This window comes from Streptomyces sp. NBC_00466 (assembly GCF_041433995.1).
Lineage (GTDB): Bacteria > Actinomycetota > Actinomycetes > Streptomycetales > Streptomycetaceae > Streptomyces.
On the sequence record NZ_CP107896.1, the window covers coordinates 4,728,940 to 4,752,186 of the forward strand.

Annotated in this window: 16 protein-coding genes and 1 tRNA gene; 13 read left to right on the forward strand and 4 right to left on the reverse strand. The window is 71.1% G+C overall.

Annotation, left to right across the window (positions count from 1 at the left end; translation table 11 throughout):
* Nucleotides 1–179 precede the first annotated feature (179 nt).
* Together OG210_RS21210 and OG210_RS21215 are read left to right on the forward strand one after the other, a co-directional pair.
* Nucleotides 180–2,795 (forward strand): alpha/beta fold hydrolase, encoded by a 2,616-nt coding sequence (locus OG210_RS21210; protein ID WP_371538271.1) that lies wholly within the window; start codon nt 180–182, stop codon nt 2,793–2,795.
* Nucleotides 2,792–3,712, forward strand: coding sequence for an ABC transporter permease subunit (locus OG210_RS21215; RefSeq protein WP_328326645.1), 921 nt, complete (start codon nt 2,792–2,794; stop codon nt 3,710–3,712). Before OG210_RS21210 ends, OG210_RS21215 begins: the two co-directional genes overlap by 4 nt.
* A 550-nt stretch (nt 3,713–4,262) precedes the next feature.
* Here OG210_RS21215 and OG210_RS21220 read toward each other — a convergent pair.
* Nucleotides 4,263–4,718 carry a tellurite resistance TerB family protein gene (locus OG210_RS21220; RefSeq protein WP_371538274.1) on the reverse strand — a complete coding sequence of 152 codons (456 nt, stop codon included), beginning with the start codon at nt 4,716–4,718 and terminating at the stop codon, nt 4,263–4,265.
* Nucleotides 4,719–4,972: 254 nt separating this feature from the next.
* Here OG210_RS21220 and OG210_RS21225 point away from each other — a divergent pair, with 254 nt between their 5' ends.
* The 4 genes from OG210_RS21225 to OG210_RS21240 all read left to right on the forward strand — a co-directional run bounded on the left by OG210_RS21225 (nt 4,973) and on the right by OG210_RS21240 (nt 11,210).
* On the forward strand, nt 4,973–5,875 hold the full coding sequence (locus tag OG210_RS21225) for an Lrp/AsnC family transcriptional regulator (RefSeq protein WP_328326641.1): 903 nt from the start codon (nt 4,973–4,975) through the stop codon (nt 5,873–5,875).
* A 339-nt stretch (nt 5,876–6,214) separates the two neighbouring features.
* Nucleotides 6,215–7,873 carry an amidohydrolase family protein gene (locus OG210_RS21230; protein WP_328326638.1) on the forward strand — a complete coding sequence of 553 codons (1,659 nt, stop codon included), beginning with the start codon at nt 6,215–6,217 and terminating at the stop codon, nt 7,871–7,873.
* Between the two features lie 144 nt (nt 7,874–8,017).
* Nucleotides 8,018–9,502 carry a cytosine permease gene (locus OG210_RS21235; RefSeq protein WP_328326636.1) on the forward strand — a complete coding sequence of 495 codons (1,485 nt, stop codon included), beginning with the start codon at nt 8,018–8,020 and terminating at the stop codon, nt 9,500–9,502.
* A gap of 268 nt (nt 9,503–9,770) precedes the next feature.
* Nucleotides 9,771–11,210 carry an MFS transporter gene (locus tag OG210_RS21240; protein WP_328326634.1) on the forward strand — a complete coding sequence of 480 codons (1,440 nt, stop codon included), beginning with the start codon at nt 9,771–9,773 and terminating at the stop codon, nt 11,208–11,210.
* Nucleotides 11,211–11,290: 80 nt separating this feature from the next.
* Here the strand turns inward: OG210_RS21240 and lgt are convergent, their stop codons facing one another.
* Complete coding sequence (lgt, locus tag OG210_RS21245) at nt 11,291–12,301, reverse strand: prolipoprotein diacylglyceryl transferase (protein WP_328326632.1); 1,011 nt, start codon at nt 12,299–12,301, stop codon at nt 11,291–11,293.
* A 229-nt stretch (nt 12,302–12,530) separates the two neighbouring features.
* On the opposite strand from lgt, the gene OG210_RS21250 reads away from it, so the two are divergent.
* Complete coding sequence (locus OG210_RS21250; protein ID WP_328326630.1) at nt 12,531–13,019, forward strand: MarR family winged helix-turn-helix transcriptional regulator; 489 nt, start codon at nt 12,531–12,533, stop codon at nt 13,017–13,019.
* 22 nt (nt 13,020–13,041) lie between these two features.
* Here the strand turns inward: OG210_RS21250 and OG210_RS21255 are convergent, their stop codons facing one another.
* A complete protein-coding gene (locus tag OG210_RS21255) occupies nt 13,042–13,329 on the reverse strand; it encodes a hypothetical protein (protein WP_328326628.1) in 288 nt (95 codons plus the stop codon).
* Nucleotides 13,330–13,714: 385 nt separating this feature from the next.
* Nucleotides 13,715–13,787, reverse strand: a tRNA-Arg gene (locus tag OG210_RS21260).
* A gap of 337 nt (nt 13,788–14,124) precedes the next feature.
* Between OG210_RS21260 and OG210_RS21265 the strand changes: the two genes are divergently transcribed.
* The 6 genes from OG210_RS21265 (at nt 14,125) to ettA (ending at nt 23,247) form a co-directional block, all read left to right on the forward strand.
* The gene (locus OG210_RS21265) at nt 14,125–15,726 is read left to right on the forward strand and encodes a dynamin family protein (RefSeq protein WP_328335426.1); all 1,602 of its coding nucleotides are present in this window, start codon (nt 14,125–14,127) and stop codon (nt 15,724–15,726) included.
* 377 nt (nt 15,727–16,103) lie between these two features.
* Nucleotides 16,104–17,870, forward strand: a complete 1,767-nt coding sequence (locus OG210_RS21270; RefSeq protein WP_328326626.1) for a GTPase — start codon at nt 16,104–16,106, stop codon at nt 17,868–17,870.
* 329 nt (nt 17,871–18,199) lie between these two features.
* Complete coding sequence (locus OG210_RS21275; protein WP_328326624.1) at nt 18,200–18,601, forward strand: single-stranded DNA-binding protein; 402 nt, start codon at nt 18,200–18,202, stop codon at nt 18,599–18,601.
* 276 nt (nt 18,602–18,877) lie between these two features.
* The gene (locus OG210_RS21280) at nt 18,878–20,278 is read left to right on the forward strand and encodes a Cys-Gln thioester bond-forming surface protein (RefSeq protein WP_328326622.1); all 1,401 of its coding nucleotides are present in this window, start codon (nt 18,878–18,880) and stop codon (nt 20,276–20,278) included.
* A 308-nt stretch (nt 20,279–20,586) separates the two neighbouring features.
* Nucleotides 20,587–21,165, forward strand: coding sequence for a Type-2Aa cytolytic delta-endotoxin (locus OG210_RS21285; protein ID WP_328326620.1), 579 nt, complete (start codon nt 20,587–20,589; stop codon nt 21,163–21,165).
* A 417-nt stretch (nt 21,166–21,582) separates the two neighbouring features.
* Nucleotides 21,583–23,247, forward strand: a complete 1,665-nt coding sequence (gene ettA, locus OG210_RS21290) for an energy-dependent translational throttle protein EttA (protein ID WP_328326618.1) — start codon at nt 21,583–21,585, stop codon at nt 23,245–23,247.

A 23,247-nucleotide genomic window follows, 5' to 3' on the forward strand; every position in this document is an offset into this window, starting at 1 on the left:
GGCGCATGGGCAAAGGCTCCGACGAGGGCTGTTGGGCGGTGCCCGTCGACGGGCCCGGCGGCGCCCGGAGACTACTCCCGCCGCGGTACGCCGGCCGGGCTGGCTACTCCGCCAGTACACCGGGCAGTTCCACCCCGTGGCCCTCTCGCACTGTCCGGGCAGGCGCCTAGGGTTTAGACATGAAGCTACGCAAACCCCGCGGCCGGGTGCTCGCCGGTGCGGTCGCCGTGCTCGTCCTCCTTGCCGGGGCCGGTACGTGGACGGCCGTCGCCGCCGACGGGCCTGCGCCCGTGCACCGCTCCGACCGGCTGATGGCGGTGGACGGGGTGCGTATCGACACGTCGTACTTCACGTCGGGCGGCTCCGGGCGGCGGCCCGCCGTGCTGCTCGGGCACGGCTTCGGCGGCAGCAAGGACGATGTGAAGTCCCAGGCGCAGCAGTTGGCGCGGGACGGGTACGCGGTGCTGACCTGGTCGGCACGCGGCTTCGGGAAGTCGACCGGTGACATCGGGCTCAACGACCCCGGCCACGAGGTCAAGGACGTGTCACGGCTGATCGACTGGCTGGCGACCCGCCCCGAAGTCCAGCTGGACAAGCCGGGCGACCCGCGCGTCGGTGTCACCGGCGCCTCCTACGGCGGTGCGATCTCGCTGCTCGCCGCCGGGTACGACCACCGCGTCGACGCCATCGCGCCGCAGATCACCTACTGGAACCTGGCCGACTCGCTCTTCCCCGACGGGGTGTTCAAGAAGCTCTGGGCCGGGATCTTCATCAACTCCGGCGGCGGCTGCGCCCGTTTCGAGAAGCAGCTCTGCGCGATGTACGACCGGGTCGCCGAGAGCGGCAAGCCGGACGCCGCCGCCCGCAGGATGCTCGACGAGCGGAGCCCGTCGGCGGTGGGCGGCCGGATCAAGGTGCCCTCGCTGATCGTCCAGGGCCAGACGGACTCCCTCTTCCCGCTGGGCCAGGCCGATGCCGCGGCGAAGCGGATCAGGGCCAACGGCGCACCCGTTTCGGTCGACTGGATCGCCGGCGGACATGACGGCGGCGACCGGGAGAGCGGCCGGATCGACGGGCGGATCGCCTCTTGGTTCGACCGCTATCTCAAGGGCGACAAGGGCGCCGACACCGGACCGGCCTTCCGCGTCACCCGGACGGGCGGGGTCGATTCGACCGATGGCGCGGCCCAGTTGAGGGATGCGAGCAGCGGCCACTACCCCGGCCTGGAGAGCGGCGGGCGCCCGCTCGCGCTCACCGGCCGCGAGCAGACCGTGGAGAACCCGGCGGGCGGTGCGCCGCCCGCGATCTCCGCCGTACCGGGCGTCGCCGCGCTCTCCCAGCTCTCGGGGCTCGGGGTGGGGCTCTCGCTGGACTTCCCCGGCCAGTACGCGCACTTCGACTCCGCACCGCTGACCACCGCCCTCACCGTCACCGGCGCACCTCAGGCCAGGATCAGGGTCACGTCGTCCTCACCGGACGCGGTGCTCTTCGCCAAGGTGTACGACGTGCCGCCGGGCGGCAAGCAGCAGGTGCTGCCCCACCAGCTCGTCACCCCGGTCCGGATCACCGGGGCGCAGGAGGGCCGGACGGTCGAGCTGACCCTGCCGGCCATCGACCACAAGGTCGAGGCCGGACACCGGCTGCGGCTGGTCCTCGCGTCGACCGACCTCGGTTACGCGTCCCCGGCGTCCCCCGCCACGTACACCGTCGCGGCGGCCGGACCACTGACCGTCCCCACGGTGCCGGCGCTGCGCACCGCGAGTGCCGGATTCCCCTGGTGGGTGTGGGGACTTCCGGCGCTGGGAGCGCTGATCGCGGCCGTGCTGCTGGTGCCACGGCGGGCCAGGTCCGTCCCCGCACCCGACCCGGAGCTGGCGCACCTGCCGCTGCGGATCACCGGGCTGGCCAAGAAGTACGCCAGGTCCGCCGACCGGTACGCGGTCCGCGACCTGTCCTTCGACGTGGGAAGGGGCCAGGTGCTCGGCCTGCTCGGGCCCAACGGCGCGGGCAAGACCACCACCCTGCGCATGCTGATGGGGCTCATCACGCCGGACGGCGGCGAGATCCGGGTGTTCGGCCACGCGATCCGGCCGGGTGCGCCCGTCCTCTCGCGGGTCGGCGCGTTCGTCGAGGGGGCCGGGTTCCTGCCGCATCTCTCCGGGCGGGCCAACCTCGATCTGTACTGGCAGGCCACCGGCCGCCCCACCGAGGACTCGCACGTCGCCGAGGCGCTGGAGATCGCCGGTCTCGGCGACGCGCTGGACCGCGCGGTCCGTACGTACTCGCAGGGAATGCGGCAGCGGCTCGCCATCGCTCAGGCCATGCTCGGCCTGCCCGACCTGCTGATCCTGGACGAGCCGACGAACGGACTCGACCCGCCGCAGATCCGCGAGATGCGGGACGTGATGATCCGGTACGCGGCCGAGGGCCGGACCGTGATCGTCTCCAGTCATCTGCTGGCGGAGGTCGAGCAGTCCTGCACACATCTGGTCGTCATGGACCACGGACAGCTCGTACAGGCCGGACCCGTCGCCGAGATCACCGGCAGCGGGGACACCCTCCTCGTCACCTCCGCCGATGAGATCACCGAGGCGCTGGCCGGGAAGGTGGCCGCACTGCCCGGCATCGGCTCAGCCGTACGGACCGACGACGGACTGCTCGTACGGCTGGACGGAGCCACCCCGGCCGCGCTCGTCTCCGAACTGCTGCGCCTGGACCTGCCGTTGACCGGTGTGGGGCCGCACCGCCGCCTGGAGGACGCGTTCCTCACCCTGATCGGAGGCCAACCCGTATGAGCACGACTGTCGTCCCGGACCCCGCAGCCCCCGACCCCGCTCTCCCGGACTCTGCTCTTGCGGACCCTGCGACAGCCACCGCGCCCGGATACCGGGCACGGCACACGCTGCCCCTGCTGGTCGAGACGAAACGGCAGTTCAGGCGCCGGCGCACGCTGGCGATGGGCGCGGTGCTCGTCGCGCTGCCGTTCATTCTGGTCGCGGCGTTCGCGGTCGGCGGTACACCCAGCGGCAGCGGCCGGAACGGGCCGACGCTGCTGGACACCGCGACGGCCTCCGGTGCGAACTACGCGGCGACCTGCCTGTTCGTGTCGGCGGGCTTCCTGCTGGTGGTGCCGGTCGCGCTGTTCTGCGGCGACACGGTGGCATCGGAGGCCGGCTGGTCCTCGCTGCGCTATCTGCTCGCCGCGCCCGTGCCGCGCGCCCGGCTGCTGTGGAGCAAGCTCACGGTGGCCCTGGTCTTCAGCCTGGCGGCGATGGTGGTGCTGCCGGTGGTGGCGCTCGCGGTGGGCACGGTCGCGTACGGCTGGGGGCCGCTGGAGCTGCCCACCGGGGGCTCCCTCGCAGCGGGGGACGCGGTGCCGCGGCTCATGCTCGTGGTGGCGTTCATCTTCGTGTCCCAACTGGTCACGGCAGCACTCGCGTTCTGGCTCTCCACCAGGACCGATGCGCCGCTGGGGGCGGTCGGCGGCGCGGTCGGTCTGACGATCGTCGGGAATGTCCTGGACGCGGTCACCGCGCTCGGCTCCTGGCGCGACTTCCTGCCCGCGCACTGGCAGTTCGCCTGGGCGGACGCCCTTCAGCCCCAGCTCGAATGGGGCGGCATGGTCAAGGGGGCGGCCGTGTCGGTGGCGTACGCGCTCGTACTCTTCGCGCTGGCCTTCAGGGGGTTCGCCCGGAAGGACATCGTGTCGTAGCGGAGGCGGCCCGGCGGCCGTGTGGGGCACCGCAATGCGCGATGGTGCGAAGCGCCGGAAGGAGTGCGCCCGCCAGGTGCCGAGTGCGTGGGTTCTTCCTATGGGGCGCGGGCCCCGGAACCCCCTAGCGTCGAGGCCAGGAAGCGTCGGGTGTGCCACTGGGGTGTGCTGTGCGATGTCTGCTGTGCCACGGATCCTGCCCGGCTCTGCGGAATGAGAGTGCGTGACAAGCACAGCAGGCAAGCTCGGGAATGCCGTGCGCGACGAGGGAACGCCTCCGGTCCTGGTGCGCTGCTCCTCGTACCGGCCGGAGGCGGACCGGTGGACGGCGTACCGGCCGACGGCGTACCGGTTGACGGCACCGGCCGCCCAGCGCTGGAAGGGGCGAAGGCCACGGCTCCCGTGCGGAGCGCGACCGAGGCCACGCCTCCCGTGTTCGGTTGCCGCCTTGCCTCACACCGTGGTCAACACGGAGCGAGGCAAGGCGCTGACACCGTTCAAAACAGTCAACACACGTCAAGACATGTCAACACGTGTCAACGCATGGGTTCTACAGGTCGAACTCCGTCGGGGCGATCCCCAGCGCGAAGCACGCCTCGCGGACCACGGCCTGCTCGGACTTGTCGAAGTCTCCGTCGGCGCCGCCGATCACGATGCCGATCTGGATGACGGCGCGGGCCTCGGCGGGCTTCTTGCTGACCTTGCCGATGGTCTGCAGGACGCTGACCTTGCCGAAGTCGAAGTCGGTGGTGAGCTTCTGGCAGTAGTCGTTGAAGCGCGTCTGCAGATCGTCCGGCGCGAAGTTCGTCAGGACGTCATTGGTGGCGATCAGCGAGGCGACGCGCTGGCGCTCCGCGGGGTCGATCGAGCCGTCGGCCGCGGCGACCAGCGCGCACATGGCCATGCTGGCATCCCGGAATCCGCCGCTCTTGAGGTCGTTCTTCTTCGCGTCGAGCTGCGTCTGCATCGTCTTCGCAGAGTCCTTCAAGCGGTCCCACAGGGCCATCAGCCGTCTCCTCGTTCACCACGTGACCATTTTGATCACTCTTTACGGAGAGACAACGGCCGGACCCGTCAGGAAGTGCCCGCCGGTGTCATCCGGTGATGGCCGCCGCGAGCCGGGTGCGGGCCCAACGCGGGCGGTGGCGTGGGGACCGGGCGCGGGCGCACGCATCGGACCGCGGGCCGGGTGCAGCCGGGTACGGGCCGGGCCCGGACGGCGGGCGGCGGTTCCGGTGCGCGTGGCAGACTGGCTGTCCGATGAACCTCGACTCCACCGACCTCGCGCTCGTCCACCTCCTCCAGGAGGACGGCCGCACGTCCTACGAGACGCTCGCCGCACGCGTCGGCCTCTCCCGCGCCGCCGCCCGCGCACGGGCGCTGCGGCTGACCGAGGACGGGGTCCTGCGGATCGTCGGTGTCATCCACCCCGCGGTGCTGGGGCGCACAGTCAGCGCGCATGTGGCCATCGACGTCGTCGGGCCCGCCGAACCCGTCGCGCGGACCGTGGCCGGGCTCTCCGAAGCGGTCTTCGTCACGATGACCGCAGGCCGGCGCCCGGTCATCGCGGAGCTGCGGACGTCCGATTTCGACGCGCTGAGCGCCCTGGTGGCGGACGTCGCGCGGCTGCCCGGCGTACGGGGCGTCGACACGACCCCGTACACGCGCGTGCTCAAGGACCCCTATCTGCCGGTGACTTCGCCCGACGTGGTGAGCCTCGACGAGACGGACCACGCGATCCTGCGGGCGCTCCAGACCGACGGGCGCATGTCCTACGCCGAGTTGGCCGACCGGATCGCCATGTCGGCCGCCGCCGCGCGGGCCCGCTCACTGCGCCTGCTGGACGCCGGTGTCTTCCGGGTCGCGGCCCTGGTCCGCCCGGGAACCCTCGGTATGGGCCACCTCGCGGGCTTCTCGCTGCGCCGCTCCGGTGATGTGCACGGCGTTGCGGGGGTGGGCGGTCTGCTGGCCACCGAGCAGGTGCAGTTCGCCGCGGAGTGTGTGGGCCGCGCGGACGTCATCGGCACGGTGGGCGGCGAGACGCTCGCCGATGTGCTGGCCTCGCTGGAGAAACTGCGCGCGCTGGACGGCGTACACGGTCTGGAGAGCTGGCTCCATCTGGAGCTGGTCAAGGAGCGCTACGACTCGCTCACGACGACCTGACCGCGGCCTCCTTCTTCTTCACCTTCTTCCGTTACCGCCATTCGTCTGCCGCCATTCGTTTCCCTCACGTCTCTCCCCGGTCGCACGCGGTTCGCTCGCACAGGCCCTCCATCACAAGTGAAAAGTTCTTCATCTACCCCTCTGGCGAATCTTTCGCTTGCATCGTACTGTCGCAATCAGCGGATCGCTCGCACATGCCTCTCGTGGGCGTCGATTCGCTTCCCGCGGCGCTGGGTCGCCCACCGTCTGCCGAACCGCATACGGCTGCGCCCGGCCCCGGCAACAGCGCCCGCCCACCGGGAGACCGCACGCCCCTCCCCGTACTACCGGAGCACCCACATGGCCAGCACGCCCGCAGCACACCCGGACCGCACCCTTCTCGTCACCGGCGGCACCGTCCACACCCTCACCCCGGCGGGCCGCGCCGAGGCCCTCGCGGTGCGCGGTGAGCGCATCGTGCACGCGGGCACGGCCGATGAGTGCCTGGCCGCACTGGACGGCCGTGTGGACGGGCGGCTGGACCTGGGCGGGCGACAGCTGATGCCCGGTTTCGTCGACGCGCACTGCCACCCGGTGATGTACGGACAGAACCTCGCCTGGGCCGACGTACGGCCCGAGACCGTCGCGGACATCGACGGGCTGGTCGCCGCGCTCCGCAGCCACGCGGAAGGGCTCCGCCCGGACGCCGCCCTGCGCGGCTTCGGCTACGAGCACCGCAGGCTGGCCGAGGGCCGCCACCCCACCTGCCAGGACCTCGACCGGGTCGCCACCGACCGCGAGGTCTACGTGATGAACGCCTCCGGCCACGGCGGTGTCGTGAACACCTACACCCTGCGCAAGTACGGCATCACCGCGGGCACCCCCGACCCGCTCGGCGGCCGCATCGGCCGTACGGCGTCCGGCGAGCCCAACGGCGAGCTGTGGGACGGCGCCTGCGATCTGCTGACAGGCCCCGACGGTGTGAAGATCACCAACCACGGCCCGAACTTCCACCTCGACGACCCGGCCGACGTCATGCGCGGCCATCTGCTCCGCGCCCAGCAGACCTTCCTCGCCGCCGGGGTCACCACCATCGGCGACGCCCAGGCATCCCGCCGCGAGCTCTCCACGTATCTGCGCGCCCGTGATGCGGGCGACCTGCGGATGCGCACGTCCGTCTATCTGACGTCGGCGCTGCTCGACACCGCACTCGACCTCGGTCTCGGCAGCGAACTCGGCGACGACCAGCTGCGGATCCAGGGCGTCAAGCTCTACGCGGACGGCACGCTGGGCGGCTGGACCGCGTACTTCCCCGAGGGGTACGCGGCCGACTGCTGCAACCACGGGCAGCTCTACCACGACCCCGCCGAGTACGCCGACCTGGTGCTGCGCGCCCACCGGGCCGGCTTCCAGACCGCGACCCACGCGCAGTCCCCGTACGCCATCGGCATGGTCCTGGACGCCGTCGAGAAGGCGCTCGCCGACACGCCCCGCGCGGACGCCCGGCACCGCGTCGAGCACTGCGGGCTGCCCACCGACGCCGAGATCGACCGGATGCGGGAGCTGGGCGTGCACGGTGTGCTCCAGCCGCAGCACCACCTCCGTACCGGCGACGGCACGCTCACCGCGATCGGCGAGATGGGCCACCGCTACAACCCGGCGGGCCTGCTCCAGTCCGCGGGCACGGAGTTCGCGTTCAGTTCGGACGCGCCCGTCGCGCCGCCCCGGCCGTTCGAGGCGGTCGCCGCCGCCGCGAGCCGGGAGACCGTGCTCGGTACCCGGCTCGGCACCCCGGAGATGCGGCTCGCCGTCGCGGACGGCATCCGCGCGCACACACTCGGCGGAGCGCGGGCGCTGCACCGCGAGAACGAGGTGGGCAGCCTCCGCGCCGGGGCGTTCGCCGACTTCGTCATCACGGCCGCCGACCCGTACGCGACCGACGACCTCGCCCAGCTCGCCACGACCGGCGTGGACGAGACCTGGATCGGCGCCCGCCAGGTCTGGTCCGCCACGGCCTGACCGTCGCTACGCCCCTACGCCCCTACGTCGCTACGCCCCTGCGTCCGTCGATCCGGCGCCCACTGAACCCGGGCTGTTCACCGATTACGGCACACCGCGCCCGCCCTTGCCGGCGGCGCCCGCCACCGTGAAGGAGCACCACCGATGAGCACCACCGCACAGCCGGACCGGCCGGGGACCGGTACGGCCGAACGCGCCGGCGGCGGCCCCGCAGCGGGCGCGGTCGAACAGCACGGCTACGACTTCATCCCCGAGTCCGAGCGCTATATGACCCCGCGCCAACTGGGCTTCTTCTGGGCCGGGATCAACTCCTACCAGTTCTTCTTCGTGCTCGGCGCGGGCGCCATCGCCCTCGGTCTCTCCCTCGTCCAGGCCCTGGTCGCGGTGGTGGTGGGCAACGCGCTGTTCGGGCTCGTCGCGTACAGCTCGATCGCGGGACCGCGTGCCGGACTGCCCGCGCTCACGCTGAGCCGGGCGCCGTTCGGCGTGTTCGGCAACCGCATCAACGCGCTGTTCACCTGGGCCATGTCCCTGGGCTTCAAGACGGTCAACGGCCTCCTCGGGGTCTTCGCCGTGCTCGCCCTCTTCGACCGGCTCGGCTGGCACCACTCCGGCGCGGCCGGCAAGGTCCTGGCGACCCTGCTCGTGCTGGGTGTGGCCATCATCATCGCGGTCACCGGGCACCGGCTGCTGGTGAAGGTCCAGCCGTACTTCGCGGTGGCGGTGGCCGTGGTCTTCGCGCTGCTGCTCTGCTTCACCATCGGCGGGGTGAACTGGAACTGGCAGCCGCCGCACCCCGCGTCGGGCGGCCACTGGCTCGCGCTGATCGTCTCCGCCGCCGCGCTGATCGCGTCCGGTTCGCTGTCGTACCTGGTGGTCTCGCCGGACTACGCCCGCTACCTCCCATCGGACACCCCGGTCCGCAAGGTCTTCCCGCGGGTGCTGGGCGGCGGCGCGGGAATGGCCGTCTACCTGGGCATCGCGGGCGTCCTGGTCGCGACCCGTACGGACCTCACCGACCCGGTGGCGGGCGTTCAGCCGCTGGTGCCCGGCTGGCTGTACGTCCTCTACATCGCCGCCTGCTTCCTGGGCTCGATCTCCAACAACGCCTCGGTGTTCTACTCGTCGGGGCTGGCCATCCAGGCCATCGGCATCCCGCTCAAGCGCTGGCTCGCCACGGCCCTGGACGCCACCCTGGCGCTGGCCGCGGTGCTGCTGATCCTCTTCGTGTACGACTTCGAGACCGCGCTGAACGAGTTCCTCTCCCTGGTCAACGTCTGGGCCGGTCCGTTCGCCGCCGTCTGGATCGTGGACGGCATCCTGCGCCGCTGGCACTACGACCAGCACGACATCCACACCAGTGACCGGAGCAGCCGCTACTGGGGTGTCGGCGGTGTCAACGTCCAGGGCCTGATCGCGCTCGCCTGCGGCATGGCCACCGGCCTGCTCACCATCAACTCGCCCCTCCTGCACAGCTGGCTGAGCGGCCGGCTGGGCGGCGCCGACCTCTCCTGGTTCCTGCCGATCGTGGTCTCGGGGGCGGCCTATCTGCTGCTGGCGGGGCGGCGGGTGCGCGGAGAGCTGGAGAGGGGCGGGCAGGAGATGAACGCGCGGGTGAGCGGCTCGTAACGGAGAGTTGCCAGGGAGTGCGCCTTGCAGGGCCCGGAGGCGCACTCCCTGACTCGTGCGCATCGACTCGTACGCATCGACGGCGCGCATCGACAGCTCGCCGGCAACGCACCGGCAGCTCACCGGCAACGCATCGGCGACAAAGTATTTCGGTATCCGATGTAATCTTCTTCTGTGGGACGAACCCCGCCGACGGCTCCTGCCGTCGTGCTCGCGGGGACGCGGCCCCGGCACCCGGCGTGCGAGTGGAGGAGACGTGAGCAGGCGCATGGCGCTTTCCGGTGGACGGCACCCCTCGTGGATGGACGTCCTCCTGCGGGAGCGTGCCCGGCCGGAGCGGATCCGGCTGCGGCCGGGCGCCTGGTGGCTCGCGGTGGCCACGGTGTGCTTCGGGGCCTTCATGGGGCAGCTGGACGCGAGCATCGTGACGTTGACGTACGGCAGTGTGCGTACGGAGTTCCACGCGTCGCTGGCGGCCGTCGAGTGGGTGTCCCTCGCGTACCTGCTCACGTTGGTGGCCCTGCTGGTTCCGATCGGCCGGCTGTCGGACGCGTACGGGCGCAAGCTGTTCTACCTCTACGGCTTCGTGGTCTTCACCGCGGCATCGGCGGCCTGCGGTCTCGCTCCGTCGCTGGCGACGCTGGTGGCCTTCCGGGTGGTGCAGGCGGCGGGCGCGGCGATGATGCAGGCCAACAGCGTGGCGCTGGTGGCCACGAGCGCGCCACGGGAGCGGATGCGGACCGCGCTGGGCGTGCAGGCCGCCGCCCAGGCCCTCGGCCTCGCGCTGGGGCCGACGGTCGGGGGCGCTCTCGTGGCGACGCTCGGCTGGCGCTGGGTCTTCGGCATCAACGTGCCGATCGGGCTGGTCGCGCTGGTCGCGGGCCACTATCTGCTGCCGAGGACGCGCAGCCGGCTGCGGTCGGACGGCTTCGACTGGGCGGGCCTGGCGCTGCTGATCGTGGCGACGACCAGCGGGCTGCTCGGGGTCTCGGCCGCGTCCGGACTGCCGGTACCCGGCTGGGGTGTCGCCGCCCTGTTCGTCCTGGCCGCCGGGGCCGGCTGGGCGTTCGCGGTGCGGCAGCGGGTGGCCGCTGTGCCGCTGCTCGACCTGGCGCTGCTGCGAGTGCGGGCGGTGTCGTCCGGGCTGATCGGGGCGCTCTGCGGCTATCTGGTGCTCTTCGGGCCCCTGGTGCTGGTCCCGATCGTGCTGACGGGCGGCGGCTCGTCGGAGCTGACGGCGGGGCTGGTGCTGACCGCGCTGCCGGTCGGCTTCGCGGTCGCCGCTACTGCCGCCGACAGGGCCCTGCCGGCGGCCCTGGGCGACCGGGGCCGCTGTGTCCTGGGCGCGCTGATCTGTGTGGCAGCGCTGGTGGCGATGGTCCTGGCGCCGCTGACTCCCGGACCGCTGGTGCTGCTTCTCGCGGTGCTCGGCCTGGGCCTGGGCATCTTCACCCCGGCCAACAACACGCTGATCATGGGGGCGATCCCGGCGCGTTCGTCGGGCACCGGCGGCGGACTGGTCAACATGGCCCGTGGCCTGGGTACGGCCCTGGGTGTCGCGCTGGTGACCCTGGCCCTGCATCTCGCCCCGCCGCACGGAGTGCCGGACGGTCCGCGCTGGGCCGTGCTGGTCCTGCTCATGGCAGCGCTGGTGGCGGTGTACGCGGCGCGTTCGGGGCCCCGGGCGGGGGCTCGGTCGCGTACGTAGATGCCGCGTACGTAAACGCGTACGTAAATGGGGGAGCGAGCGGCCGGGGTACGACCGGGGTACGGCTGGTGGTGCGCGCGTCACCGGTCCGTCGGGTGGTCCGTCGGGTGGTCCGTCGGGTCGCGGTCGGAAGGAGAAGCGCCCTGCGAGCCGTCGCTCGCGGACTCGGCAGTTGCACCGGAGCCGGTACCGCTGTCGCTCTCACGACCGGCTTCGCTCCCGGAGCCCGGGCCGGAAGTGGTGTTGGAGCCGGAGCCGGAGCCGGAAGTGGTGTCGGTGTTGAGGTCGGTGTCGGCACCGGCGCGACGGTGGGTGGCGATGAGATAGACCAGCGCCCCGGCGAACAGCGCGGCCGACACCCAGTCGTTCAGCCGCAGGCCGAGGAAGTGGTTGGCGTGGTCGATCCGCAGGGCTTCGATCCAGGCCCGCCCGGCGGTGTACGCCAGCACATAGCAGGCGAACAGCCGTCCCCTGCGCGGCCGGTAGCGCCGGTCGATCCAGAGGAGCAGGGCCATCACGCCGAGATCCCACAGCGACTCGTAGAGAAACGTCGGGTGGTAGAGGGCGACGGTCGGGCTGTCCGCGGGCCGGTGCGCGGGATCGATCATCAGGGCCCAGGGCAGATGGGTCGGACCGCCGAACAGCTCCTGGTTGAAGTAGTTCCCCCACCGGCCGATCGCCTGAGCCAGCACCAGGCCGGGAGCCGCCGCGTCCGCGAAGTCCGCCAGCCTGATGCCCCGGCGCCTGCACCCCAGCCACGCACCCACCGCGCCGAGGGCGACGGCACCGGGGATGCCGAGCCCGCCGTCCCAGATGTACAGCGCGCGGATGGGCTGCTTGCCGGCGGCGAAGTACAGCTCGGGGTCGGTGATGACGTGGTAGAGCCGCCCGCCCAGCACACCGAACGGCACAGCCCACAGCGCGATGTCGGCGATGTGGTCGCGGTTGCCGCCACGGGCCGCCCAGCGGCGGCCGGTCAGCCACACCCCGGCGAAGATCCCGGCGATGATGCACAGCGCGTACGCCCGGATCGGGAAGGGCCCGAGATGCCAGACACCCTGGGAAGGGCTGGGAAGGTACGCCAGGTTCATCGGCGGGACCGCTCTCGACGTGAGGTTGCCGACCGGGGCCGGAGGAACCCGAACGAGATTACCTCGGACACCGATCCTTCGGCCTGTGACCCCTGCGGTCGCGGCCTGTGCCACTGGGGCGCGTGCCTTCGCGGACGGGGGCGGTCGCCTTCGCGGCGGGCGTGGCCGCTGCTGCCGTCGCGGGCCCCGAGCCTGTGACCCCGGTGCCGGAGGTCAGTAAAGTTCGCGTATGCCGCCCCAGCCCCGATCCGGGACCCGTAAGCCGCCGAAGGACCACACGTCCGACGCGCGACTGCTCACCGAGGCCGTCACGCGCCTGCGCCGTTCGCTGCGGGCGTCGATCCGCACCGACTACCCGTGGGAGACCCTGCCCATGGCCCAGGTCGAACTGCTCCAGGTCCTCGCGGAACACTCCCCGGCCCGCATCAGCGACCTGGCAACCCGCCAGCATCTGGCGGCCAGCACGGTATCGGGCCTGATCGGGCAGATGATCACGGCCGGTCTGGTGACCCGGGATGTCGACTCCGCCGACCGGCGGGCCTCCGTCGTCGTCCTCACCGACGCGGGCCGCGCCCAGCTCACCGCCTGGGCCCAGGCCCACGAACGCCGCCTGGGTACCGCACTCGCAGCCCTGGGCGACGCGGACCGCGACACGGTCAGGGCGGCACTGCCCGCTCTGCTCCGTATCGCGGAACACCTGGACGACACGGGGGAGTGACCGGGCGCCCCTGAAAGCGGGCTCAGTTGGAGTTCGCGCTCTTGGCGGGACGGCCGTCGATGTAGGCCGTGACCCGGTAGAGGTAGCCGCCAGGGGTCAGGTAGAGCGTGTGGTTGGTCGCCCCGCGGGGGTCCCCGGGCGGCACGTCCACCCAGCCGATGAGGGTGGACCGGGGGATCGGCACCCTGACCTCGGCGAGCTCGGCTATCAGCTGGGGGTCGAGTGCCACGGGGCGCAGTTCGAGAAGCCCCCCGTGGCTCCACAGTTCGCCGGACTCCGTCTGGGAACACGTCGCCGTTGCGCTGCTCATGACTTCTCCTGTCGATCAGTCGAATCCGTACTGTGACATTAGGTGCACTCAGCGTGAGCAAAGTGTCAGGAGGGCTGGAATGGCTCATTCCCCGTGCTGACGTGGCGCTTCACGATGGTTCCTGCTCGTAGGCCTTCCGGCACCGTCTGTGCCGATGGGTTCCACCCTGCCGGAGGCATCCTGAAGCTGACCTGAAGCATCCTGAAGCCGTCTTCAGGTTCGGCCTGTTGGGTTCCGCTGGTTACGGGACGGGCTGCCGGTCGTGGGGGTGGAGCGGGGTTCGCTCTCCGGGTCCTTACGCCGTCACTACGTCGTTCCCGCTACGTTCCCCAGACCTGAAAAAAGGCCCTCCCGGTGGGAGGGCCCGGCCGCGGTGCGGCGAGAGTGCCCCCGGCAGGACTCGAACCTGCGGCCAAGCGCTTAGAAGGCGCCTGCTCTATCCACTGAGCTACGGGGGCCGGATCGTGGCCTCGGCGGCCTGGAGCCCCGGTTGTACGGGTGCGTGACCTTGCCAGGGACCAGGATAGGGCTCCATTCACCTGCTCCCCGTTGCTTCACCTCCGTGGCACGATGTGGAGGTTCAGTGAAGCGAACTGATAATCGCAGGCGGGTGCGGATCGCGCACCGCTTTTGGCTCCTCGAATCCCGGGTGTTGTGCAGTCGTTATGCCTGCGTCCCACTCGTCCCGAGTGGTCCGGGTGTCCGAACGGCCCTGATCGCCCACTATTGGGCCGCACATGCGGCTATACGCTTCAAAAAGCCAATGAAATTGGGCATTCTTCGCATGTGGTGACCTTGGATGTACGGCCTCAGCTGATTGACGCACTCTCCGCCCTGCGTGACCGAGTCGCCGCCGTGCGCCTTCCGCTCCCGTTGCCAGGCGCACCACGCGCCCGCCGGACGCGGACCGAGCTGCTCGCGCAGCTCGACGACTACCTGGTGCCCCGGCTCAGAGCTCCGGAAGCACCCCTGCTCGCAGTGATCGGCGGGTCGACCGGCGCGGGGAAGTCCACACTCGTCAATTCGCTGGTCGGACGCCGGGTCAGCGAGGCCGGAGTGCTGCGGCCCACCACCCGGACGCCGGTCCTGGTCTGCCATCCCGACGACCACCACTGGTTCTCGGGGCTGCGCGTGCTGCCGCGCCTCACCCGCGTATGGCTTCCGCAGCAGGACGACACCGGCGACGACGGCCCCGCGGAGCCGCACGGGGCCACCAGTGGTGCGCTGCGGGTCGAAGTGGCGGCGAACCTGCCGCGCGGGCTCGCACTGCTCGACGCACCCGACATCGACTCGCTCGTCGCGGGCAACCGGGCGCTGGCCGCCGAGTTGATCTGCGCCGCCGACGTGTGGGTCATGGTGACCACCGCGTCCCGGTACGCCGACGCCGTGCCCTGGCATCTGCTGCGTACCGCGAAGGAGTACGACGCGACGCTCGTCACCGTCCTCGACCGGGTGCCCCACCAGGTCGTCGGCGAGGTGTCACGGCAGTACGGCGCGCTGCTCACCCGGGCCGGGCTCGGGGACGCGCCGCGCTTCACGATCCCCGAACTGCCCGAGTCCGCGGGCGGCGGCAGCGGGCTGCTGCCCACCACCGCCGTGGCACCGCTGCGCGAGTGGCTGACCCAGCACGCGCAGGACCCGGTGGCCAGACAGCAGTCGGTCGACCGTACGGCGCGCGGGGTGATCGATTCGCTCGGTGCGCGGATGCCCGAACTGGCCGCTGCCGTCGCCACGCAGTACTCCGCCGCGGTACGGCTCACCGGCACCGTCGTGGAGGCGTACGAGGGCGAGGGCAGGCGCGTACGGGCGCGTCTCAAGGCAGGCGCGGTGCTGGCCGGGGACGCCAGGACCCGGTGGCGCGGCTATCCGCTGGACAGTTCGTCGGGCGAGCTGCTCGACGCTCTCTCGGAGAGCCTGGCGGTGCTGCTCCAGTGCGCGGTGGCCGCCGCCGACGAACGGGTCCGCGAGAGCTGGGGGCGCGAGCCCGCGGCGGCCGGTCTCGATGCGGAGGCGGGGGAGGCCGGCGAGCGGGTCGGCCTCGCCGTGCGGCGCTGGCGGCGGGTCCTGGAGGAGCTGGCCGAGGAAGAGGTGAGGGAGCTGGAGCGCTCGGCCGCGCCGGAACCCGAGGCGGTCGCCGCGCTGCTGGCCGCCGCGCTGCTGGGCGGGCGCCGGACGCGCAAGGCGGGGGAGCGGCTGGCCGAACGGATCGGCGCGCAGGGGGCGCTGAGGCTGCGCGACAAGGGCGCCGGGCTGGTCAGTACCTACATCGACGACGTGCTCGGCGCGGAGCGCGACCGCCGGCTCGCACCGCTGGATGCCCTCGACGTGGGCCCCGAGTCGCAGGCCGAACTGATCGCCGCGCTGTCCGTACTGCAGAAGGAGAAGTGCCCGCGATGACCGAGGCGACCGAGGTGACAGACGTGACTGGGGTGACCGGAGCGGCGGAGGTGGGGCCCGGGTGGCCGGGGTCAGGTGAGAGCCACGAGCCGCAGGGGGTGCTGGAGCCGCACGCGGCTCCCGCGCCTGGGGCCTCCGGCACTGCGCCGCAGACGGCATCCGGCGCGGCGCCCAGCGACTCGGACTCCGATGAGGCTTCCGGCACGTCCTCGGGGGCCGCCCTGGCTACGGCGGCCGTCGGTTCATCTGGTTCATCCGGTACATCTGGTCCATCCGGTCCGTCTGGTTCATCTGATCCATTCGGTCCGTCTGATCCGTCTGATCCGTCTGATCCGTCCGGTCCGTCCGGGGCCTCCGAGCCGGCAGGGCCAGCAGGAATGTCGGTGCTGTCCGGTCAGGCCAAGATGCCCGAGCAGGCCGGCCACCGCTGGGACGACGGGTTCATCGCCCGGCGCGCCGCCGACCGCGGCGACAGCGCACCGGGGAGCGCGCGCGACGTCAGCCTCGGCCCCCTGCCCGAGTCGTACGAGGACTTCCCGCGCTCCGTCTCGTACGGCGCCGAACTGCGCGCCCGGCTGGACGCCTTGCGGGAACTGGTCGGTCTCTCCCGTACGCGCCTCGACGGCCCGACGCTGGCCGAGGCCGGACGGGTGCTGGACGAGGCGTCGGCCCGGCAGCGGCTCTCCTCGCAGCACACCGTCGTCGCCATCGCGGGCGCGACCGGCAGCGGCAAGTCGACCCTCTTCAACGCCCTTGCCGGGGTGGCGATCTCCGAGACCGGGGTGCGCAGGCCCACCACCTCCGCGCCCCTCGCCTGCAGTTGGACCGACGGCGCCGCCGGGCTGCTCGACCGGCTCGCCATCCCGGGGCGGCTGCGCCGCAGGCCCTGGATGAGCGCGGGACCCGGCGACGAGCTGCACGGCCTGGTCCTCATCGACCTGCCCGACCACGACTCGGCCGTGACCGCGCACCGCGACCAGGTGGACCGCGCGATGGAGCTGGTCGACGCGGTGATCTGGGTGGTCGACCCGGAGAAGTACGCGGACGCCGCACTCCACGACCGCTATCTCAAGCCGCTCGCGGGCCACGCCGAGATCACCTTCGTGGTGCTCAACCAGATCGACCGGCTGCCGGGCGAGGCTGCCGACCAGGTGCTCGACGACCTGCGGAGGCTGCTCGACGAGGACGGCATGGCGCTGGGCGAGCACGGCGAACCCGGGGCGACGGTGCTCGCGCTGTCGGCGCTCACCGGTGAAGGAGTGGGCGAACTGCGGGAGCTGGTCGGCCGGTTCGTCCGCGAACGGGGTGCCCCGGCGCGGCGGCTGGCCGCCGATGTGGACGCGGCGGCGGACGGCCTGCGGCCGGTGTACGTGGCCGAGGGCCACGCCGGGCTCGGAGAGCTGGCGCGTGAGGAGTTCGGTGACCGGCTCGGCAACGCGGTCGGCGCCCTGGCCGCGGGCGAGGCCGCGGAGCGCGAGTGGAGCCGGAACGCGGTGAAGGCGTGCGGAACGCCGTGGCTGCGGCTCTGGCGCTGGTACGAGTCCACACGCGCGCCCGGTGGCCCGGAACCGTTGCCGGCGGAGCCCGTGGGCGCCGAGGCCACCGCCCGCCAGGAGGTGGAGCAGGCCGTGCGCAAGGTCGCCGACGAGGCGGCCGACGGGCTTCCCGCGCCCTGGGCGCAAGCGGTGCGCGAGGCGGCCGCACGCGGAGCCGAGGGGCTGCCGGAGGCCCTGGACGAGCTGGCGGTGACCACGGTCGCGCAGGAGCCGGGGGGCCGTTCGGGACGGCCCGCCTGGTGGCCGGCGGCCGTGCTGGCCCAGGTGATGACGACCGTGCACCAGATTCTGGGTGTGCTCTGGCTGCTGGGGGTGCTGGTGGGCGTGCTCGATGTGGCTCCGTTGACACCCGTCCTGGTGATGCTGGCGGGAACCGTGGGCGGCCCGCTCGTGGAGTGGGCGTGCGGGATGGCCGTACGGGGGCCCGCGCACCGGTACGGGCAGGAGGCGGAGCGCAGGCTGCGGGAGGCGGCCGCCGCGTGCGGCAGGGCGAAGGTGCTCGATCCGGTCGCCGCTGAGCTGGTGCGTTACCGGGAGGTGCGGGAGCAGTACGTGACGGTGAACGGGTTGTCCACAACCAGCAAGTAGTCCACAGGCGCGAGCGGAACGGGCGATCGCCGGGGCAGCATGGGAACCGGATCAGCAACCGGTGGCCGACCACCCGACCAGCCGACCAGCCGACCAGCCGGACGGGCCGAACGAGCCGACCAGCCGGACGGGCCGAACGAGCCGACCAGCCGGACGGGCCGAACGAGCCGACCAGCCGGCCGGGACGAACGGTCCGGACGGTCCGGACGGACGAATGAGCCGTGCGGCGGCAGGGCAGTTCGGTGTGTGGCGCGGGCAACCGGGTGCATCCGCAGGGTCGTTACGGGACGGCCCCGCAGGACCACGGCGGGACGGGGGAGACAGGGCTCATGAACGACACCTTGGTGACATTGGTGGGAAATGTGGCGACGCAGCCTGAATACCGGGATTCGGTCACCGGGGGAATGGCGCGATTTCGCTTCGCGGTCACCGCGCGCCGCTGGGACCGGCAGAAACAGGTCTGGACCGACGGACCGACCAGCTTCTACACGGTGTGGTCCTGGCGGTCGCTGGCAGTGAATCTGGCCGGATCCGTGTCCGTCGGTGAACCACTCGTCGTACACGGCAGGTTGAAGGTACGCGACGAGGACAAGGACGGACAGCGCAGATTCTCGGCAGACATCGAGGCGCTTGCCGTGGGGCACGATATGACGCGCGGGACCAGCGCGTTCAAGCGTGTAGCCAGGGCCGATGCGTCTCTGACGGAGCGTCCCAAGAACCTGGTGGCCTGAACTGGGCGGTGTGGCACCGAGGTGCCACCAGCCCCTGGGAGGTGGTGATTTGTCGATACGGTCGGGTCGCCGAGGGGATTCACGGTAACGATTCCGATTCGGAATGGTTATCAGATGCCTTGTGTGGGGACCGTGTTGCTCCTGCGTCCTTAGGATTCCCAGATACTCACGGGGCATTTGAGTCTGCCGGCGAGGAACCTCCCCCACGCGCGCCATGATGCGCATCGCGCGAAGATTCCTCGCCCGAAGGGGAATTCTGTGTTTTCTGCGGTTTCTATGTTTTCTGCGGGATCTGGTTCTCGCATACGGCGGCTGGGCACCTCCCGGCTGGCCGCCGCGGCCCTGGCTGCGGGGCTGGTCGCCGGTGGTGCGCTGGCAACTGCCGCGCCTGCTCTTGCCGATGACGCTCCCACCAACTCCTCCGGCGTCACCGCCACCCTGGACAACCCCGGGGTGTCGGTCGGTGACAAGGTCGTGGTCGACGGCGTCGACGAGACGGCCGGGCTCTTCGAGCTCAAGGTCGACGGCGGCGGGTCCATCAAGACGTACTGCATCGACCTGCACAACCACACTCAGGCCAACACCTCCTACCGGGAGGTCACTTGGGCCGAGTCCTCGCTTGCGCACAACAACGACGCGGGCAAGATCCGCTGGATCCTTGAGCACTCCTTCCCGCAGGTGACGCCCGCGTCCCTCGGTGCGAACCTCAACGTCACGCTGACCGACGCCACTGCCGCCGCCGCGACCCAGGCCGCGATCTGGCACTTCTCGGACCACGTCGACGCGATGCCGAAGGACGCGGCCGGCCGGAAGCTGACCGAGTACCTGGAGAAGTCCGCGGCCAACGTCGCCGAGCCTGCCGCGTCGCTCTCGCTCGGCCCCGCCGACGTGGCGGGCCACCCGGGCGAGCCGCTCGGCCCGGTGACGGTCTCCACCAACGCCGCCAGGGCGGAGGTCTCCCTCTCCCCGGACGCGCCGCAGGGTGTCAGCGTCGTCGGCAAGGACGGCAAGCCCGTCACCAGCGCGGTCAACGGCACGCAGCTGTTCTTCAAGGTCCCGGCCGGCACACAGCCCGGCTCGGCCAAGCTGAACGTTACCGCGCAGACCGCGGTGCCGATCGGCCGTGCCTTTGTCAGCGACTCCAAGAGCCAGACGCAGATCCTCGCGGGCACCAGCACCGCGTCGGTCAGCGCGATCGCCACGGCCAACTGGGCCAGCAAGGGTGCCGTCCCGGCTCTCTCCGCCATGAAGGACTGCGCCAAGGGCGGCGTGGACATCACCGCCGGCAACAAGGGCGATGAGGCGTTCACCTTCGAGCTGGCGGGCCAGAAGCACACGGTCGAAGCCGGCAAGTCCCAGACGGTGACCGTCCCTGTCGCCGAGGACCAGGCCTACGACTTCACCATCAAGGGCCCGAACGGCTTCGAGAAGCGCTTCCAGGGCGTCCTCGACTGCAAGACGGCCGGCAGCACGCCCACCCACAGCGGCACCCCTTCCCCGAAGCCCAGCGCGGCCTCGGCGGGCGGCAGCACCTCGGGTACCAACGGCAGCGGCCTGGCCGAGACCGGTAGCTCCAGCTCGACCCCGGTGATCGCCGGTGTCGCGATCGCCCTCGTGGTGGTCGGTGGCGGCGCGGTCTTCATGCTCCGCAGGAAGAACAGCACCACGGGTCAGTGACCCCGGACCGGTCACCGGAGAGCGGTACTCCCGGTGACCGGCCAGTGAAGCGACCGGCCAGTGAAGCGACCGGTCAGTGAAGCGGTCGGCCCGTGAGTGGCCCGGCCGTGAGTGGCCGGACCATGAGCGGTAAGTGAAGTGAGTGAGTGGCCACCGGACAGGGATGGCCACAGTGGTGCAGCGGCTCCGGTACGCCTCGGCGTACCGGAGCCGTCTGCTGTCGTCCGCACCCCGGGACGCTGCCGCATCGCGCGAAGTCCGCTCGGCATACTGCCTCCGCCAGATCACCGCGATACGCAGGAGGAGTCATGGCAGGCAATTTCAAGACCGTCATCGACGTGGGCCCGGACCATCTCGACCAGGCCCGGGCTATCGACCGGGTGTTCCAGGAGGCGATTGCCCCGGCGACCGTCAACTTCGACTTCGACAACATCCGGGAGGCCGCCGCCGCCATACCCGACGGAGCCATCGTCAAGATGGTCCGCGGTTGGGGGCTCCAGGAGCACGCCGAGATCGGGGTGATCGTGCTCTCACTGAAGGAGGCTGTCCGCCAGGCCCTGCCGGACGCGCTCGGCGACGCCTCCTTCTGGGACACGATCGAGGAGGAGTTCGTACGTGCCTTCACCGGCCTCGCCGCGCAGGAGGGCGAGCCGGGGCTCTCGTACTACGAGGAAGGCATGGAGCGCACCAGCTTCTACCGGGACCTGTTCTTCGCCCTCCAGGACGAGGAGACCGGGGCAGGGGTGTACGCCATTGCGTTCTGCGTGGACGCGACCATCGGCCTGGACAAGGCTCGGGTCGGTGCCCTGAAGATCTCGGATGTCGCTCCGTTCGCGCTCCGGCTCAACGCGATCGTGGTGCGGCAGGAACTGCAGCCGGCAGCCTGACCGCCTTTCCCTGACGGGCAGCGCCCCGTCCGTCCGGCCCGCCGTCCCGGGCCGGCCGGCCCCAATGGCGAGCAGTACCGCTGCAACCCGCTGCTCTCGCCCGTACCGGAGCCGGAGCCCCAGGTTCGACCACGGCCACATCGTCGAACGGTCATCGTCGAACGGTCACGGAAGCAAGTACGTACCCCGACCCCGACGTGCTGTGAGCCGCGCTCCCGGTCGCCTGGGCCGTCCCGCAGGGCGACCCACCCCTCGCCCCCCCCGCAGCGCCTTCCCCGGCAGCGCCAGGCGGCCTGCCGCGGGTCCGCAGCGAAATCCCAGGTCAGAGCCCCCCGGCGATACTGGTTTCCGCCCGGCGGTGGACGTCAGGCAAGATGGGGTGTATCTGCCCACACATCTAATGCCGGACGGTTTCTCTTGGCTGAGTTCATCTACACCATGCGCAAGACGCGCAAGGCGCACGGCGACAAGGTGATTCTCGACGACGTCACCCTGAACTTCCTGCCCGGCGCGAAGATCGGTGTCGTGGGCCCCAACGGTGCCGGTAAGTCCACGGTTCTGAAGATCATGGCGGGCCTTGAGCAGCCCTCCAACGGTGAGGCGTACATCACGCCCGGATTCAGCGTCGGCATCCTCATGCAGGAGCCGGAGCTGGACGAGTCGAAGACCGTCCTGGAGAACGTGCAGGACGGCGCCGCCGAGGTCATGGGCAAGCTCAAGCGCTTCAACGAGGTCGCCGAGCTGATGGCGACCGACTACACCGACGCGCTCATGGACGAGATGGGCAAGCTCCAGGAGGACCTGGACCACGCCAACGCCTGGGACCTCGACGCCCAGTTGGAGCAGGCCATGGACGCCCTGGGCTGCCCGCCCGGCGACTGGCCCGTCGTGAACCTCTCCGGCGGTGAGAAGCGCCGCGTCGCGCTCTGCAAGCTGCTGATCGAGGCGCCCGACCTGCTCCTCCTCGACGAGCCCACCAACCACCTGGACGCCGAGTCGGTGAACTGGCTGGAGCAGCACCTCTCGAAGTACGCGGGCTGCGTCATCGCCGTCACTCACGACCGGTACTTCCTGAACAACGTCGCCGAGTGGATCCTTGAGCTCGACCGCGGCCGCGCGATCGCCTACGAGGGCAACTACTCCACGTACCTCGACAAGAAGTCGGCCCGCCTCAAGGTCGAGGGCCGCAAGGACGAGAAGCGTCAGAAGCGGCTCAAGGAAGAGCTGGAGTGGGTGCGCTCCAACGCCAAGGGCCGCCAGACCAAGTCCAAGGCCCGCCTCGCCCGTTACGAGGAGATGGCGGCCGAGGCGGACAAGATGCGGAAGCTGGACTTCGAGGAGATCCAGATCCCGCCGGGTCCGCGGCTCGGTTCCATCGTCGTCGAGGTCGAGAACCTCTCGAAGGCCTTCGGCGACAAGGTCCTCATCGACGACCTGTCCTTCACGCTGCCGCGCAACGGCATCGTCGGTGTCATCGGCCCGAACGGCGCGGGCAAGACCACGCTGTTCAAGATGCTCCAGGGCCTGGAGACGCCGGACACCGGCGCCATCAAGGTCGGCGACACGGTCAAGATCTCCTATGTCGACCAGAGCCGCGCCAACATCGACCCCAAGAAGACCCTCTGGGCGGTCGTGTCGGACGAGCTGGACTACATCAACGTCGGCCAGGTCGAGATGCCTTCGCGGGCGTACGTCTCCGCGTTCGGCTTCAAGGGCCCGGACCAGCAGAAGCCGGCCGGTGTCCTCTCCGGTGGTGAGCGCAACCGCCTCAACCTGGCGCTGACGCTCAAGGAGGGCGGCAACCTGCTGCTCCTCGACGAGCCCACCAACGACCTGGACGTCGAGACGCTCTCCTCGCTGGAGAACGCGCTGCTCGAATTCCCCGGTGCGGCCGTGGTCATCTCCCACGACCGCTGGTTCCTCGACCGTGTCGCCACGCACATCCTGGCGTACGAGGGCGACTCCAGGTGGTACTGGTTCGAGGGCAACTTCGAGTCGTACGAGAAGAACAAGATCGAGCGCCTCGGTGCCGACGCGGCCCGCCCGCACCGTGCCACGTACAAGAAGCTGACGCGAGGCTGA